The organism is Vallitaleaceae bacterium 9-2, assembly GCA_038396585.1.
In the GTDB taxonomy this organism is placed as follows: Bacteria; Bacillota; Clostridia; order Lachnospirales; family Vallitaleaceae; genus UBA1351.
Window position 1 is genome coordinate 2,630,549 of sequence record CP121691.1, and the last position, 16,265, is coordinate 2,646,813.

The following is a 16,265-nucleotide window of genomic DNA, read 5'->3' on the forward strand; positions in this document are numbered from 1 at the left end:
TTCTTAACTCATGCATTCACCTACGACAAGTTGATACTTATATTATACAGGATTTAATATGTTATATCCAAAGTTCTTTTTCTGCAATCTCTTTTGCTACCCCTTTTTCAATACGTACAATACGGTTCGCTTTTTCTCTAGCATCTTCAGGATTGTGGGTAACCATAATCGTTGTTATCCCAACCTCAGCGATAATCTCAAAAAGTTCATCACGAATTTTTTGCAGCAAGTGGGTATCTAAGTTGCTAAACGGTTCGTCCAGTAAGAGAATCTCAGGTCTTGGGGCTAGCGCTCTTGCTAGTGCAATACGTTGCTGTTGACCACCACTAAGCTCAAAAGGGTAGCGGTTTTCCATCTCTTCTAAATTGACAAGGGCCAACATTTCTTTTACCCGCTGTCTTTTTTGAACTTTCGTCATCTTAAACATTCCATATTCAATATTTTTATAAACTGTCATGTGCGGAAATAGAGCATAATCTTGAAAAACCATTCCAATCCCGCGTTTTTCCGGAACAACAAATGTATGCTCTCCAATAATCTTGCGTTCTCCAAGATACATGGCACCTTTTTGTGGTTTTTCAAGTCCCGCTATAATACGCAGCAATGTTGACTTGCCTCCACCACTAGGACCTACCACAGCCAAGATATCCCCATCATTCATCGATAAGTCAACACTTTTTAGCGTATCTTCTTTTGCATTGTCATACTTAAAACATATATTTTCTAATTTAATCATGCTTGACTCCATTCTTTATTCGCATCAAAATAATTAGGGCAATCATGCTGACTCCAACAATCAGCAACGAGTAGACGCTGGCTTCATGAATCATCTCATCTCCTGCATAAGTAAATACTCTAGTTGCCAATGTATCAAAATTAAATGGTCGTAAGATCAATGTCAAAGGCAACTCCTTGATTACATCTACAAATGTTAGAATGGCAGCACTGACTAATGCAGGTTTTAACATAGGATAATCGACATAATAGAAGGTTTGCCATTCTCCTCGACCAAGAAGTTTACTCGCTTCATAATAGTTTTTTCCCATTTTACTAAATCCAGATTCAATATTGTTATATCCAATGGCCATAAATCGAATCGTCAACGCGAAAACAAGGACTATAACACTTCCTGAAAGAAAAAGACTTTTTAGGCCTAGAGTATTATATATGCCTGCCAAGCTCCGATCAAGTGCGACAAAGGAGACAAAAACAGCAATGGCAATAATCGACGCCGGAATGGAATACCCCAAAATAACAATCCGAGAATATATTTTTGATAAGAATCCTGGTTTCAGACGATGTAAATTCCCAATCAATATACCGCTGATAATAACAAAAACAGTTACCAAAACCCCCACGAATAACGTATTCGCCATAATAGAAACAAAACGACGCATGACCGATGTCTGTTTAGCAATCAGGCTCCACCATAATAACTGAAGCATAGGAATCACAACAGCAACCGCTATATATAAACTTGTCACACCATAAAAAATTAGTGTATATCCTCGACTCGCTTTTCTTTTTTTACCTCGGTCGGCGACAGCTCTTGGCTGACTCAACTTCCCCCGTCCCCTAAAAAATTGTTCTATTAATAATATAATGATAACAAGGCTCATTAAACTGGCTGCTAATCGAATTGCACTATCCACATCGGATAACCCAAACCATGTCGTATAAATCGCTGTACTAAACGTTTTGATACCAAAATATTCAACCAAACCAAAATCATTAAGCACCTCCAGCATAACCAAAACAATACCTCCCACAAGTGCACCTCTTGCCATGGGTAAGATAACTCGAAAAAAAGTTTGTGTTGGTGTCTTGCCAAGTAGCAATGAAGACTCTTCAATATTTTTTGGCATACGCTCAAAGAAGCCTTTGGTTACAAGCATCACATATGGCATTAGAAAGATGCCGAAAACAAAAATAGCTCCCCCCATTGAGAGAATGTCAATTCGAATCGGTGTTATATTTAATCGGTCTAAGATTCGGTCCAAAGTTCCAAAAGGGGTAAAGATACCTCCATACACATACCCTGCAATATAGGGCGGTATCGCCATGGGTAAAAATAATAGAATCTCTAAAACACCATTCCAGCGCCAGCTATATCTTGAGACTGACCAAGCAAAGAACACCCCAAGTATCCCCGCAACAACGCTGGTTCCAAGCACAAGAATCAATGAGTTTTTAATATAATCCAACAGCACAAACTCTTTAATATGCTGCCACGCTTGTGTCGGCGGGTGAATTAATCGAACAAAGATAAACACCGAGGGCAACACAATACATGCAATAATAATGCTGACAATGATAAAAAGGGGACTAAGTCCCCTATCTTTAAATTTTATAAACAATTATTTCCACCCTATTTCATTAAATATCTTAACGGCTTCTTCATTGTATTCACCTAACAATGATAAGTCAATCTCTTGAATGTCAAAATCTCCAAAGCTTTGAAGTAATTCTGACGGTTCAACTGATGGATTGACCGGATATTCATAGTTTGCATTTGCATAATCGGATTGTGCCTTTTCCCCTGTTAAGAATTCAAGTAGTGCAATGGCAGCCTCTTTATGTTTAGCATGTTGAGTCAGTGCCGCACCACTTATATTAATGTGGGTGCCGTTCGTTTCTTGATTTGGGAAGAACACACCGATTTTTTCACCCACTTCAACTTCATATTTATCTGAAGAGTTTAATAGCTTTCCTACATAATATGTATTCACAATAGCCACATCGCCATCACCAGCAACCACTGCTTTCATTTGATCTCTATCATTTCCTTCTGGAGAACGAGCCATATTCTTAACAATACCTTGTGCCCAAGTTTTTGATGCCTCTTCGCCATTAAGGGCAATAAATGAAGCCAACAGGGACTGATTATATATATTCCCAGATGATCTTACAAGAACACGTCCTTCCCATTCTGGATCTGTCAGTGCTTCATAAGTGGATAATTCTTGAGGTTGAACACGTTCAAGAGAATAAGCTATGATTCTAGCTCGAACCGTAAGCGCAGTCCACATATTGTCTGTTGCTCGAAGGTGCTTAGGTACATTTTCTTCAACGACTGCTGATACAAAAGGTTGTGTTAAACCTCTTGTCCCTGCACGATATAGACGCCCTACATCTGAAGTTATCAAAAGATCTGCTTGCGTGTCTTTACCTTCATTTTCTAGTTTCTCCAAAAGCTCATCGGATCCCGCTTTAAGTACATTAACTGTAATGCCCGTTTCTTCAGTGAATTTATCATAAAGCACCTGATCCGTATCATAATGTCTATCGGTATAAATATTAACGATATCGCCTGTATCTTGGCTACATCCAGCCAAACCAATACTCGCTACTAAAACAAAAATTGCAAAAACAAATTTTTTCATTTTTCCTCCATTATATTGTGGTATTGACAATGATTTTCAATCGCAATTATAAAGGACGAACGCCTTCACGTCAAGTTTTTTTAATTGCATTAATGAATTTTTGATTGATGTTTTTTATCTTCGGTCACTTTTTTTAGTTCACAACAATGCAGTTTGCCCTCACCATACGTGGACTTGTTTTGATCTGCAATTTTATCAAGAAACGCTTTCCATCGTTTTCCAATCTTTTTCATCATCTCACTCCTTTTTATCACAATGATTACACTTTATTATCTCTAGAAAATATGGCACAAATATGACGCATCCTTAAAAATCAAAAAAAACTGCTGCATATTAATCCTATGCAACAGTTTTTTTGCGAAGTTTTTTTTACTACTTTTTTTATTAATCAACATAAATTCGGATTTGTACTAACCCAACCTCTTGATCTTGTATATCGATATTCACAATATCAGGATTCTCCAAAATTCCTTTTTCAATGGATTCAATGATCTTTGCAAAATCCAAACCATTCAAATCAATTCCATTGTTCTTCATGGTATCTTTTGCCTCTTGTGGAATAAGTTTATCAAAGTCTCCAGCTACACTACTCAGCATTTTTACAAGACTTAATGGAATGTTCACATTAATGTTGATTTCTTCTTTTTCTACTACGACACGAATTTTTAATTTTGTGAATCCACTTTTACGAACAGATGTGTTCGCTGTTTCCTCCTGCTTATGATGATAAGAGGATTCTTTTTCTTGGGTTTCGCCTAATGCTTCAATTAAATCCAAGCCTTCCGCCGCCGTAAGTTTTCCCTCTTCAATCATTTTTAAAATACGTTCTTTGTTATTCATCCTTAGTCATCCTCCTAACTCTTTAACGCATTCAATCTTTGTGTTGCCTGTGCCGCATTGATTTTGCCTTGTTCTAGTTCACTTAAGATATGCTCTCGCTCAAGTGCTTGTTCTTGAGCGTCTACTTCTTCTTCTACATGAAACCCTAAGGCTTCAATCAAATTATTCAACTTCCCTTTTACGGTCGGATAACTAATGCCCATTTCCCTTTCAACTTCTTTAATACTACCTTTACACTTAATAAATGTTTTTAAAAAATGTAAGTCCTCTTTTGGTAAACTGCAAAATTCACATGGGTTAAATTGGCCTTCAATATTCGTATGACATTTTCGGCAACTTAGCTTTGTAATCGTTAAGCGCTCTCCACAAACCGGACATTTTCCAGGAGCATTATATTGCATCTTGCCACCTCCATCATTTTTCTTAATCAACTGATTGTTATATAAATCATCATAACGCTTTATAATTATTTTGTCAATATAATACTTGATATATTTAATCCATTAATTAATTATTTTTAATTTATTATTAATAATATTAATATTCTGATGTTCTCAACTAAAAAAAGTAGACGACTAAGTCGCCTACTTGACTATTTCATATGGCCAATCATTGATTCCGCCAAAATCATATACTTGTGTATATCCTTTTTCGACAAGATGTTTTGATGCAATTTCACTACGGTTTCCACTTCGACAATAGACCAAAATGACTTGGTCTTTATTCGGAAGTTTATCTAACTGATCCGCCAAAATCGAATCCACCGGTACAAGTGTTGCACCTTCAATATGCCCCATATCATACTCTTCTTGCGTCCGAACATCAAGCACAATGCTTTGATCGTTGATCATCTCCTTAGCCGCTTCTGGAGATATTTTTTGGTATTTGGCTTGCTGATTTTTTGTATCCTCCAAGATTTCGTCCGGTGTATCCTTGGATGCGCATCCAGCCAAGAAAAATAATGTTAACAATAAAAATAACACATTGAGTATTTTCTTTTTCTCCATTACTACATCTTTCCTTTCTTATATTTATTCTTGTTTTGTTTTATATTTATTCTTGTTTTGTTTTATTTTTGTTTTGATTTATTCTTTTACAATTTGATGTTGTTGAATTGTTAATCGAACCGTTGCAATCGTATCTACAAATTGACGGTCATGGGATACAAATAATACCGTTCGATCAAAATCCGCAATTGCCTCTTCAATAACCTCTAGGCTCGAGATATCCAGATAATTTGTCGGTTCATCAAGAATAAGCATATTAAAATCATCGAGCAATATCTTTGCAAAAGATACCTTTACTCGCTCACCTCCACTTAGCGTCTGTACAGGCTTATATACACTATCTCCTCTAAGTAATAACCGCGCTAAAAAGAGTCGAACAATATTTTCAGGATACACACTTGATTGCATGACATTTTCAAGAATGGTCTTATCTGTCTCGAGTATATCTAACGCTTGATTAAAGTATCCTATTTTTGCTGTTGGTGCTACATAGATCCCCTCTTCTTTATTTAAGATCATCTTGATTAATGTACTTTTACCACTCCCGTTAGGCCCTAAAAGTGCAACCTTTTCTCCATTTTCAATCCGAAAATTTGCATCCCGAAAAATCATTTTTTCTCCAAAAGCTTTATCAATCCCATTTCCTTCAATCAAGATTTTACTATAGGAACGGCTCGTCTCTATGATGTCTAACTTGATTTTCTTTTGTTCTTGTGGCTTTTCTTTTCTTTCTAAATGCTCAATGCGAGTGCGCACATTTTTAGCTGCTTTGCTCAAATTTGCTTTAGCTTTTTGTCCCCCCATTTTATGCAGCCTAGCTTCGGAGTTCCCCATACGTTTAGGTGCATTTCGAACTTTTTTTGCTTTTGCTTTCGTTTGATCAACAACACGTTCAAGTCGTTTTTTTTCATCTATATATTTTTGATATTCAAAGGCTTTGTATTGACGTTGGTGCTCTTTTTGTTCTCTATATGCAGTGTAGTTTCCATTATACTGTATAATTTGACCATCTTCAATCTCAATAATTTGGTTGCATAGCCGATCCAGCAATGTTCTATCATGAGAAATTATTACCAATGCGCCCTCATACGTTGTAAAAAAATATTCCATCGTTGCAATACTCGCTAAGTCCATATTACTCGTCGGCTCATCTGCAAGAATAATCGTATTGGACGCATCTAGAGCTGCCGCAATTTTAAACTTGGTTTTTTCTCCACCACTCATGGACGCATCCCAATCCGCTGCCACATTAAACTTTGAAGCCATTTCATAACTGATATGTTGGCTCGAAGGACCTTCAAATTGGGAGATATACCCTACTTTTCCCTTCGTCTTAACATATCCATCATCGACCTGAATTTTTTGACTAAGTATCTTAATCAGCGTTGACTTACCAACGCCATTTTCTCCTACAATTCCAATGCGATCACTATGCTCTATTTTAAGTTGCTCAAATTCTAAAATGCGTCGTTCTCCAAAAAACTTTTTTATTCCTTTAGCTTCAATTAAGACCATAAAAAAACCTCCCTATTCATAGAGAGGACAGTATTATTGTATAATGACATAACAAAAATACACATATATATACTATACGTAAGCCACTTTAGTCTATGAAAATACCATCCACTCTTATAATGTAATATATTATTATCTACGGAGTGAATTATAACTTCATATCGACAAGTACCTTACCTTTCTTCATATTAAAATCTTACAACACAATTATACGTGGTTTGCTCTATTTTGTCAATTTGACGTTTTTTTTACCCTCCTATTGACTTTAAAGGAATCCCCTGTTATATTTGTATGTACAAACAAGAAAGGTGGCGTATCATGAATAATCCATGTAATTTATCTGATAGTACTTGCCAATTAAATAGTTGCTTATTTTTTTCACTCTCAAAAGTATCTCGAACTTTAAAGAAAGAAGCGGATATGCATTTTGCTGTCACAGGATTATCGCCAAGTCATGCTTTTATTTTATATATTGTTTGTCTAAAGCAGCGGATTCACCAAAAAGAAGTTGGTGATTATCTATTGTTAACCCCTTCTACAATGACACGATTTGTCGATAAATTAGAGAGCAAAGGTCTTGTACGCAAAGAACTCGAAGGAAAGAATGTCTTCTTATGTGCAACTGCTCAAGGCGAAGCTTTAAAGCCTACCGTTATGAATGCCTGGGAACAACTTAATACAGCTATTCATTCAGCCCTATCTGACGATGAAAAACAACTATACATTGAATTAAATAATAAAATTGTATCTAAATTGGATTAATATTTTTTAAAAAAGGAGAATTACTATGAATAAAACTATAGAACTTATTAAAGACCATCGCTCAATAAGAGATTTTAAACCTGACCCTATTGACGAACACATTATTGAAGAAATTGTTCACGCAGCTCAAGCAATGCCTAATTCAATTAACGGTCAGCAAACATCCGTTATTGTTGTTACCAACAAAGAAAACAAAGCTACACTTGCCAATCTAGCCGGTGGACAACCTTGGATTGAACAAGCGCCTTTATTCTTATTATTTGTGATGGATTTTCACAAAACTGAACTCGCTGCAAAGAAAAACGGCTTAACTCAAGTTATTCATGAAAGTGTTGAAGGTACAATGGTAGGTACATTTGATGCCGGGCTAAATATGGGTGCAGCAATTATTGCTGCTGAATCTCTAGGTCTAGGTGTTGTCCCTATTGGAGGTATCCGTAAAAATCCACAAGAACTTATTGAGCTTTTTAACCTCCCGGAAAAAGTTTTCCCGGTTGCCGGACTAGCTATTGGATATCCTAATAGCCCATCAAAGAAAAAACCTCGTCTGCCAATCAATACATTCCGACATGACGAAGTTTATCAACAAGACCATCTACAGCCTGCTATTGACCACTATGATGCACATATGCAGGAATACCTTAAACAAATTAATCGAGAACAAGAGGGTAACTGGAGTCAAAATACTGCTGGCATCTACCAGTATGTTTACTTTCCAGATGTACATCCAACAATGAAAAAACAAGGATTTTTAAATAACAAGTAAAAAAAGGGAGCTGAGCGTTAGCAAATAAATTTGCTAACGCAACAGCTCCTTTTTTATGCTTTATACATTAAAGCGTTTGGTTTCTTCTGCTAACTTAACTATATCTTGATTAAGAATCTCAATAGATTCACCAATTTCTGTTACTCTTGAAAGCTGTTCTTCTGTCGATGCATTGATTTCTTCTGTCGATGCTGCGGACTCTTGGCTAATAGCCGCCATAGACTCTAAGGATTCAATTAAATCGTTTTTCAACACTTCAATATTTTTAGTTTCATCAATAAACTCTTGAATGATTTTTTCCACACGATTTACGCTGTCTACTGTTTTATCAAATACCTCGACAGTCTCATTCAGATTGATTTTTACTGAATCTACGGACTCTTTTGTGTTGTTGACCTTTTCACTGGTCGATGCTACTGTATTCACAATATTTCGAATAATTGCATTAATCTCTTCCGCTGAAGTTGAGGATTGTTCTGCTAGTTTGCGAATCTCCTCTGCCACAACTGCAAACCCTCTTCCAGACTCACCAGCTCTTGCGGCTTCAATCGATGCATTTAATGCAAGCAAGTTCGTTTGATCGGCAATACCTTTAATGGTTCCAACAATTGTCTCAATTGCCTGAGAATTGGCTTCCAGTTCATTAACATTGTTTTCAACATCTTGTGTATTATCAATTGTCGTTTGAAACAACTCTGACAATACATTCATGTAATCAATTCCTGTATGATTTGATTGAACCATCTCTTTAGAGACCACTTCTGCATCAGATAACTTTGAATAAATCTCTGTCACACTATCACCTAATTTTTGTCCGGTTACTAAACGTTCCGTCACATTTTCCGCCATGACTGAGGTTCCATTCGCAATCTCTTCAACAGCTCGCGTCACTTCATTACTTGATATTCTAAGAACATCGACATTTTCTGTTATACGTTCAGATGAAGTCGCCACATTTTCAATACTTGCCTTGGTCTCGTGGATGAGATTACTAACATTTTGTATCATGGTCCTAAAATGCTCTGTTAATTGTCCTATCTCATCTTTTGAGGAATAATTAATAGACACTTGAAAATTTCCTGATCCGACATGTTCCATAGCATTTTGCAGTAGTCTTATCGGCTTTATCACTAATCGATTTAAAAGAAGGCTAATAATTAGAATAAGCAGTACCGTTGTAATCACTAAAACAATAAGGTTGTTGACAACACTATCACTTAGAATATGATCAATCTCTTGCGTTGGATAGGTCACCACTAGCTCTAAATCATTATAAGCTTCTTTCATTATATAATAATACGTTCCATCAATATCTATCGTTGTAAAATGTTCTTCACCCAATAAAAATTCATTTAACCAAGGAATATTTGAAACATTCATATTACTTATACCAAGTTCATCTTTGGCAACAAGACTTCCGTCTTCACTGATAACAACTGCAAACCCTGATGTTCCGATAACCAAATCATTGACACGCTTTTGAAGGTTTAGATTAACAAGCAAATCTTGGATGACTTTAGGTTCAATTCCAACTTGAACAACACCAGGTTCATCTATCCTTGCCACACCAATATATTGAAATAATTGTTTGTCCGTACCCCGTTCAGAGGCTTCTTGGGCGAGAGAACTTCCCGGATTTCCTATAAGATCAAGAAAAGGCTGTGTCTGTTCAGATTCATGAAAATCAAACCCTACAAATTGATCAATACTTCCATATTTTATAACACCATTTCTATCCACTACATGAATTTCAGATACATTTAAGTCTTTAGCCAATTGTGCCATTTTGCTAGTAGATAATAGAGTTGGGTCTGCATCAATCATTTTTGCAATGGATAACGTTAAATCAATATTTTTCTTATCCATCGCTGCTTTGGCAATTCCAACGATTTCATTGGACGACTCTATCGTTTTTTGCAAATTCATTAACTCATCATGCAATTGTAAATTAACATTGTCTGTGAATGCATTGCTGGTAGACATCGTATTGAAAATACCAATAAAAGAGATGGATAAAAGAATAATAACACTGGTGACTAAGAGAACTTTGATTTTTAATTTCATGAACAATCCTTCTTTCTATTTATATAGGTCTCAGATAACCGATACAATAATATCACAGTTCTTATCTTTCATATATATGTAAATAAAAGAGTTTATAAAATGTTCACAGTTTCTCCATATTATGGGCTATTCACCTTCAATTGCATCTCTTTCTTTGCTCACTAAGCGTGATACGTCACAAGTTCTTGAACATCCTTTCGTGGAGGTCCTGCTTTTTTGGATTCTAGCGGATAACCTAGAGCAATTAATGCAACCACACGTTCTTGCTCTGGAACACTCACATATTGATGTATCTTCTCTTCATCAAAAATCCCCAAAATGACACTGCCAACACCTTTAGCATGTGCCGCTAGGCAAAACGTTTGTGTTGCAATACCAGCATCAAAGACTTCCCATCGGTCATTTTGCGGTGTTGAAAAGGTTCCATCGTGTTCATATCCACTCACTTTTTTAAGAACGCTAACGACAACAAGTGCCTTACATCGTTCAATCGTTTTAGCATTATAGCTAAACCCTAAAACACCTTGATCAGCTATCTTTGCTTTTAATTTTTTATCAAAAACAACATGATAGCGCACAGCCTGACTATTTTTCCACGAAGGCGCAAAACGTGCCAAATCTATAATCTCATCTATCGTGTCTTTCGTAATCTCTGTTTCTGTATATTTTCGTACACTTCGTCTATCCTTAATGCATTCTTCTATTTTCATATCGTATCCTTTCTTACACTATGAGAAGATTTCTTTTCTCATGGCAATGCCTGTTTTTGAATTTGCTATACCGCCTGTTCCGGTCTCTCTATGGCACGCAGGCATTAATCCACCCACTTCTTTCATTGCTCCAACCACTTCATCAAAAGGAATATAGGAATACATCTTTGCTCGAATTAAATCTATCGCCATTAAACTATTGGTTATTCCAATACCATTACGTTTTTGACACGGCACTTCTACAAGTCCTGCCACCGGATCACATACAAGTCCCATTAGATTTTTTATGGCAATGGCTCCACCGCTAAAGACTTCTTCCATAGTTCCACCAAGCATATATATTCCCGCACCTGCCGCCATAGCAGCTCCTGAGCCCACTTCTGCCTGGCATCCTCCTGTAGCACCAGAAATCGATGCATTCTTCGCAATAATTGACCCGACCATTCCGGCTACAAAAAGACCTTCTATAATCTGCTCATCTGTCAATTTAAACGTCTCTTGTAACGATAAAAATACACCCGGAATAATTCCTGAAGCTCCGGCGGTAGGCGCTGCAACAATACGCCCCATCGTTACATTGACCTCCATGACAGCTAGTCCATATGCAACAGCTTTAAGCATCCGAGTCCCTGAAGCTGCTTCTTGAGTTGTTGCAAGCTCATAGACGTCTTTTGCTTTTCGCTTAATAATACGTCCCTCTCCTCGCGAGAGATCATATAGTCCTTTATCGATACTTTCCTTCATGATTTCCCAATAGCTTTTCATTTGCATGACTATATCTTCTCTTGATTTATCCGTTAATTCTTGTTCATATGCAAGTGCATATTCAAACAAGCTCATCTTATGTTGCTGACAGTATTCTATTATCTCTTGACTACTTCGCATTTGCATTTTTATTCACCTCTTGGAATCCATGTCACTTTATAGACGTCTTTTTGCTCTTTTAACTTTGCCAACTGTTCTTTGCGAAGGTTTTCATCCACTTCTAAGACCATAATTGCATGTCGTCCTCGCGTCTCACGATACAGTTTCATATAGGCAATATTAATACGCTCTTCAGCAAATATTTTACTTAGTGTCGCAACCATTCCAGGTTGATCTTTATGCACGGTAATAATGGTATCATAAGCACCATCAATCTCAACATCTACTTCATCAATCTTGGTTACTATGGCATTCGCACCACCTATAGAACATCCTTGAACAACACTGGTTTGTCCCGATGCACTCGTCATCGTTATACGCACCGTATTGGGATGCACTTCACCTAAATCTGTTTTTTCAAACTGATAGTCCACTCGCCCTTGTGCAAGTTCAAATGCATCACTAAGTCTTTCATCATTGTGTTTGATTCCAAGTACTCCTGCTAATAAAGCCTTATCGGTACCATGTCCTTGATATGTATCTGCAAAGGAACCATGAAGTTCAAAAAGTACTTTTTTTACAGGCATCCCAAAGATTTTTTGTGCCATAAAGCTTAACTTTGCGGCTCCTGCTGTGTGGGAACTGCTTGGACCAATCATGTCCGGACCAATTATATTAAATATACTATATTGTTTCATTGATTAACTATCCTCTCATTAATTCTATATCGCTGATTATCGTCTTAAAGAAAAAAATTCAAAATATTATATTGACTAAAAACGGACACAAAGACTAACGATACCATCGCCATAATTTTTATTAAGATGTCTAGTGAAGGTCCCACCGTATCTTTTAGTGGATCGCCAACAGTATCTCCCACTACGGTTGATGCATGTAGCGCTGAACCTTTTTTATATCCGTCTATTTTGCCAGACTCCACTAATTTTTTTGCGTTATCCCATGCTCCACCACTGTTAGCTGAAAAAAGGGCTAACATAATGGCGGACAATAACGTTCCAACAATCATCCCGCCCACAAATTCAGCTCCAAAAATAAATCCACTGACTAAAGGTACCAACACTGAAATCATCGCAGGTAGGACCATCTCTTTTAACGCACCTGCTGAGGATATCTGTATACATAGTCGATAATCAGGCTTTTGGGTCCCTGTTAAAATCCCGGGATTTTCCCTGAATTGTCGCCGAACTTCTGTAACCATTGCCCCTGCTGCCTTAGCAACTGATTCAATCAGTAACCCCGAAAAATAATAAGGCAATGCTGCACCGACAAGAGCCCCGGCAAGGGTTAATGTATGTATCATATTAATACTCAACAAAAATCCATAAATGTCTCCGGCATTTGCCTGAGAATACAGATAGGAGGCTATAAGAGATAGTGCCGCAAGTGAAGCTGAGCCTATGGCAAACCCCTTACCTATAGCCGCAGTGGTGTTTCCCACTGAATCAAGCTTATCGGTAATCTCACGTACTTTAGGTTCAAGATTACTCATCTCACTGATACCTCCTGCATTATCTGCAATAGGTCCATACGTATCCACAGATACCGTCGCCGCTACAAACGAAAGCATGCCGATTGCAGCCATAGCAACACCGTAAAGTCCGGCAAAGTAATTAGCTGCCAATGTAGCACTTGCTAGTACCATTACCGGATAGAGGGTAGATTTCATTCCTGCCGACAGTCCTTGGGTAATGGTAAGTGCTGTTCCCTCAATGGATTTTTCTGCAATAGTTTTCGTTGGTTTATAATCATAACTTGTATAGTATTCTGCTAAGAATCCGATAAGAATTCCACTACCGATGCCAAACAAAGCCGCTATCCATGGTGACATAATCCCTATCCTAAACCCTAGGGCAGTCACATCCATGGAACCAAAATAAAACCACGTAAAGCCACCGGTTCCAATAACTGTTAGTCCGGCTGATGTCCATAGTGCATAGTTTAACTCTTTATGAGGGTTTTCCGATATCTGGCGCAAACTTAAAAATAAGATGCCAACCACACAACTCATAAGCCCTATTGCAGCAAAAATCAAAGGATATAGTATAAGCTTTTCAACCAATGTATATGTTAGGTGATTGCCGTTTCCACTTGTTGTATAGTACATGTAGGCAACTAAGACCACTGCTGATATTAATGCCCCAACAAAGCTTTCCAATAAATCTGCACCAAGACCTGCCACATCTCCGACATTGTCTCCAACATTATCTGCAATCGTCGCCGGGTTACGTGGATCATCTTCCGGTATCCCTGCTTCTGTCTTGCCGACAAGATCCGCACCCATATCTGCCGCTTTAGTATATATACCTCCACCGACTCGGTCAAACATAGCAATAATCGAACATCCTAAGGCATACCCTGATACGGTCATGGTAAATGGAATAAAGTTGACCCCCATCCAATTTTCTTGTATCACTAAGTTGGCTTGATCCATTTGTCCAAGCCCATAACCAAAAATAACATATACCATGCCAAGACCCAAAAGTGCAAATCCGCCAACACTTAATCCCATGACTGATCCACCTTGAAAAGCTACCTTTAAGGTTTGCCCAAGACTTTTTGATGTGCGGGCTTTGTTCGCCACGCGTACATTTGCAATGGTTGCAATTTTCATACCTATAAATCCTGCAAGCCCACTCATGCAGGCCCCCATAATAAAAGCAATCCCGACATACCATTCTACAACAATGCCAAGTACGATTGCAATGATTATTGCAAACTTTGATATTACTTTATATTCATGATGAATAAATGCATCTGCTCCATCTTGAATAGCCGATGCAATGTCGCACATCACTTGTGTTCCAGGATCTAGCCTAGAAACCTTGAAAAAGTGATACCCTGCTAAAGCCAGTGCCAATCCTACTGCAATAAAGACCAATACAATCATAGCTCTTACCTCCATATGTTATTTTCATGTCTATACTCTCCAAAAATATTCCTATAAAAAGCGTACCACATATTATATGTTTTTTACATCTTTTTCTTAAACTTTTTCTTAAAAAAAGAGATAACACTTTTCATGTTATCTCTTTATATATAATCTTTGACTTTTAATGATTTTCAATAATCTCTACAAGGTCTGCGTGCCAATCATGATACCAGACTTCTTGGGTATATCCGTTGACACTCAACATGCCATACGGTTCGTTGTCTTTTAAAACATGAAATGTATAATACCCATAAAATTCATGATATGCTTCATCAACACTGAACGTATTGTCATATGCGTCTAAGAAGGTTTGTGCTGCATTATAAGCTTGTTCATAGCCTACTGTATTATCTTCGATAAATCTTGTATCAAATGTACCACGCATATCCTCTCTATATGAATCCATCATTCCATAATCAAAATTGCGTCTCTGCATATGTCCGCGACCCATGTGTCCTTGTCCCATATATCCACGACTCATATATCCACTGCCCATATGCCCACCTTGACTATGCATGCCATATTTTAGATTCCACATCATATTGGGACCATATTCCGGGAAGATTTCTTTTGTGTATGGATTAACTAATAATTCCATAGCCCCTCGATGTGTGTCTTGTTCCACAATTGAAAAATAATATTCACTATCTGAAAAAACGAAGATATCACTAATTTCCAATGCCTCTTCATACCTACCAATATAGTCCTTCACTTCTTTGGTTAATTCATCAATCGAATAAGGCTCTGTGACATCGGCTTGATTCCATATAGTACTATACGTCGTCGGCGTTTCATCTATATTTTGACTATACATATATCCGCCAATACCCAATCCAATGAAAACTAGTCCTAAGACAATGATTGTAAGATGCATTTTCTTCATTATAATTACTTCCTTTCAATCACATTTTTTCGCTTTAGATATTCTTCTTCTGATATATCCCCATTAACATACATGCGTTTTAACGTTTCAATGGCATCTTCATTATTGCTTGCTTTTTTTCGTCCCATCAAAATCAATGCAACAATGATGAGAACAACACCAATAATAATAAAGTATTGCCAAATGCCAAAATAGCCGCCTCCACCAAACATGCAGCCTCCATTATTAAACCAATTATATCCATGCATCATATAAATCACCTTTCCTTTTACATTTTCTATATTCTACTTAATTGTTTCTTTCATTTGAAGATATGTTTTCTCATCAATTTCGCCTTTTACAAAGCGTTCTTTTAATTGCTCCTGCGCACTTTTATGTTGATTGAATGTGATTTTTCCATTTTCTTGATTGAAAAACAGATAATAAATTAATATTGCCAATCCAATCCAAAAGATAATCATCATCATTTCGCCTCCTTAATCTTTTCTATATATACAGTATGCAACACAATTATGACACAA

General features: G+C 37.1%; 18 protein-coding genes. 2 read left to right on the top strand and 16 right to left on the bottom strand.

The window, feature by feature from the left end:
* Positions 1 to 61: 61 nt before the first annotated feature.
* The 8 genes from QBE53_12230 to abc-f all read right to left on the bottom strand — a co-directional run bounded on the left by QBE53_12230 (position 62) and on the right by abc-f (position 6,745).
* Complete coding sequence (locus QBE53_12230; protein WZL80568.1) at positions 62 to 736, bottom strand: ABC transporter ATP-binding protein; 675 nt, start codon at positions 734 to 736, stop codon at positions 62 to 64.
* Positions 729 to 2,357: an iron ABC transporter permease gene (locus tag QBE53_12235; protein ID WZL80569.1), complete on the bottom strand. Its 1,629-nt coding sequence runs from the start codon at positions 2,355 to 2,357 to the stop codon at positions 729 to 731. The genes QBE53_12230 and QBE53_12235 overlap by 8 nt, the downstream gene beginning before the upstream one ends.
* On the bottom strand, positions 2,358 to 3,383 hold the full coding sequence (locus tag QBE53_12240; GenBank protein WZL80570.1) for a Fe(3+) ABC transporter substrate-binding protein: 1,026 nt from the start codon (positions 3,381 to 3,383) through the stop codon (positions 2,358 to 2,360).
* A gap of 89 nt (positions 3,384 to 3,472) precedes the next feature.
* Positions 3,473 to 3,616 (bottom strand): LDCC motif putative metal-binding protein, encoded by a 144-nt coding sequence (locus QBE53_12245; GenBank protein ID WZL80571.1) that lies wholly within the window; start codon positions 3,614 to 3,616, stop codon positions 3,473 to 3,475.
* 151 nt (positions 3,617 to 3,767) lie between these two features.
* Positions 3,768 to 4,223: a hypothetical protein gene (locus QBE53_12250; GenBank protein ID WZL80572.1), complete on the bottom strand. Its 456-nt coding sequence runs from the start codon at positions 4,221 to 4,223 to the stop codon at positions 3,768 to 3,770.
* 14 nt (positions 4,224 to 4,237) lie between these two features.
* Positions 4,238 to 4,624, bottom strand: coding sequence for a DUF2089 domain-containing protein (locus tag QBE53_12255; protein ID WZL80573.1), 387 nt, complete (start codon positions 4,622 to 4,624; stop codon positions 4,238 to 4,240).
* A 183-nt stretch (positions 4,625 to 4,807) separates the two neighbouring features.
* Entirely contained in the window at positions 4,808 to 5,230 is a 423-nt protein-coding gene (locus tag QBE53_12260) for a rhodanese-like domain-containing protein (GenBank protein ID WZL80574.1), read from the bottom strand.
* Between the two features lie 78 nt (positions 5,231 to 5,308).
* The gene (gene abc-f, locus QBE53_12265; GenBank protein WZL80575.1) at positions 5,309 to 6,745 is read right to left on the bottom strand and encodes an ABC-F type ribosomal protection protein; all 1,437 of its coding nucleotides are present in this window, start codon (positions 6,743 to 6,745) and stop codon (positions 5,309 to 5,311) included.
* A 318-nt stretch (positions 6,746 to 7,063) separates the two neighbouring features.
* Between abc-f and QBE53_12270 the strand changes: the two genes are divergently transcribed.
* A complete protein-coding gene (locus QBE53_12270) occupies positions 7,064 to 7,507 on the top strand; it encodes a MarR family transcriptional regulator (protein WZL80576.1) in 444 nt (147 codons plus the stop codon).
* A 25-nt stretch (positions 7,508 to 7,532) separates the two neighbouring features.
* Positions 7,533 to 8,273 carry an NADPH-dependent oxidoreductase gene (locus QBE53_12275; protein ID WZL80577.1) on the top strand — a complete coding sequence of 247 codons (741 nt, stop codon included), beginning with the start codon at positions 7,533 to 7,535 and terminating at the stop codon, positions 8,271 to 8,273.
* A gap of 60 nt (positions 8,274 to 8,333) precedes the next feature.
* On the opposite strand, the gene QBE53_12280 is transcribed toward QBE53_12275, so the two are convergent.
* The 8 genes from QBE53_12280 to QBE53_12315 form a co-directional block, all read right to left on the bottom strand.
* Positions 8,334 to 10,337, bottom strand: coding sequence for a methyl-accepting chemotaxis protein (locus QBE53_12280; GenBank protein WZL80578.1), 2,004 nt, complete (start codon positions 10,335 to 10,337; stop codon positions 8,334 to 8,336).
* Positions 10,338 to 10,498: 161 nt separating this feature from the next.
* Positions 10,499 to 11,047 (bottom strand): nitroreductase family protein, encoded by a 549-nt coding sequence (locus QBE53_12285; protein WZL80579.1) that lies wholly within the window; start codon positions 11,045 to 11,047, stop codon positions 10,499 to 10,501.
* An 18-nt stretch (positions 11,048 to 11,065) separates the two neighbouring features.
* Complete coding sequence (sdaAA, locus tag QBE53_12290; protein WZL80580.1) at positions 11,066 to 11,938, bottom strand: L-serine ammonia-lyase, iron-sulfur-dependent, subunit alpha; 873 nt, start codon at positions 11,936 to 11,938, stop codon at positions 11,066 to 11,068.
* Between the two features lie 2 nt (positions 11,939 to 11,940).
* The gene (gene sdaAB, locus QBE53_12295) at positions 11,941 to 12,609 is read right to left on the bottom strand and encodes an L-serine ammonia-lyase, iron-sulfur-dependent subunit beta (protein WZL80581.1); all 669 of its coding nucleotides are present in this window, start codon (positions 12,607 to 12,609) and stop codon (positions 11,941 to 11,943) included.
* A gap of 44 nt (positions 12,610 to 12,653) precedes the next feature.
* Positions 12,654 to 14,819 (bottom strand): sodium-translocating pyrophosphatase, encoded by a 2,166-nt coding sequence (locus QBE53_12300; GenBank protein ID WZL80582.1) that lies wholly within the window; start codon positions 14,817 to 14,819, stop codon positions 12,654 to 12,656.
* 163 nt (positions 14,820 to 14,982) lie between these two features.
* Complete coding sequence (locus QBE53_12305; protein ID WZL80583.1) at positions 14,983 to 15,744, bottom strand: hypothetical protein; 762 nt, start codon at positions 15,742 to 15,744, stop codon at positions 14,983 to 14,985.
* A gap of 5 nt (positions 15,745 to 15,749) precedes the next feature.
* On the bottom strand, positions 15,750 to 15,995 hold the full coding sequence (locus QBE53_12310) for an SHOCT domain-containing protein (GenBank protein ID WZL80584.1): 246 nt from the start codon (positions 15,993 to 15,995) through the stop codon (positions 15,750 to 15,752).
* Between the two features lie 33 nt (positions 15,996 to 16,028).
* On the bottom strand, positions 16,029 to 16,211 hold the full coding sequence (locus QBE53_12315; GenBank protein ID WZL80585.1) for a hypothetical protein: 183 nt from the start codon (positions 16,209 to 16,211) through the stop codon (positions 16,029 to 16,031).
* Positions 16,212 to 16,265 lie beyond the last annotated feature (54 nt).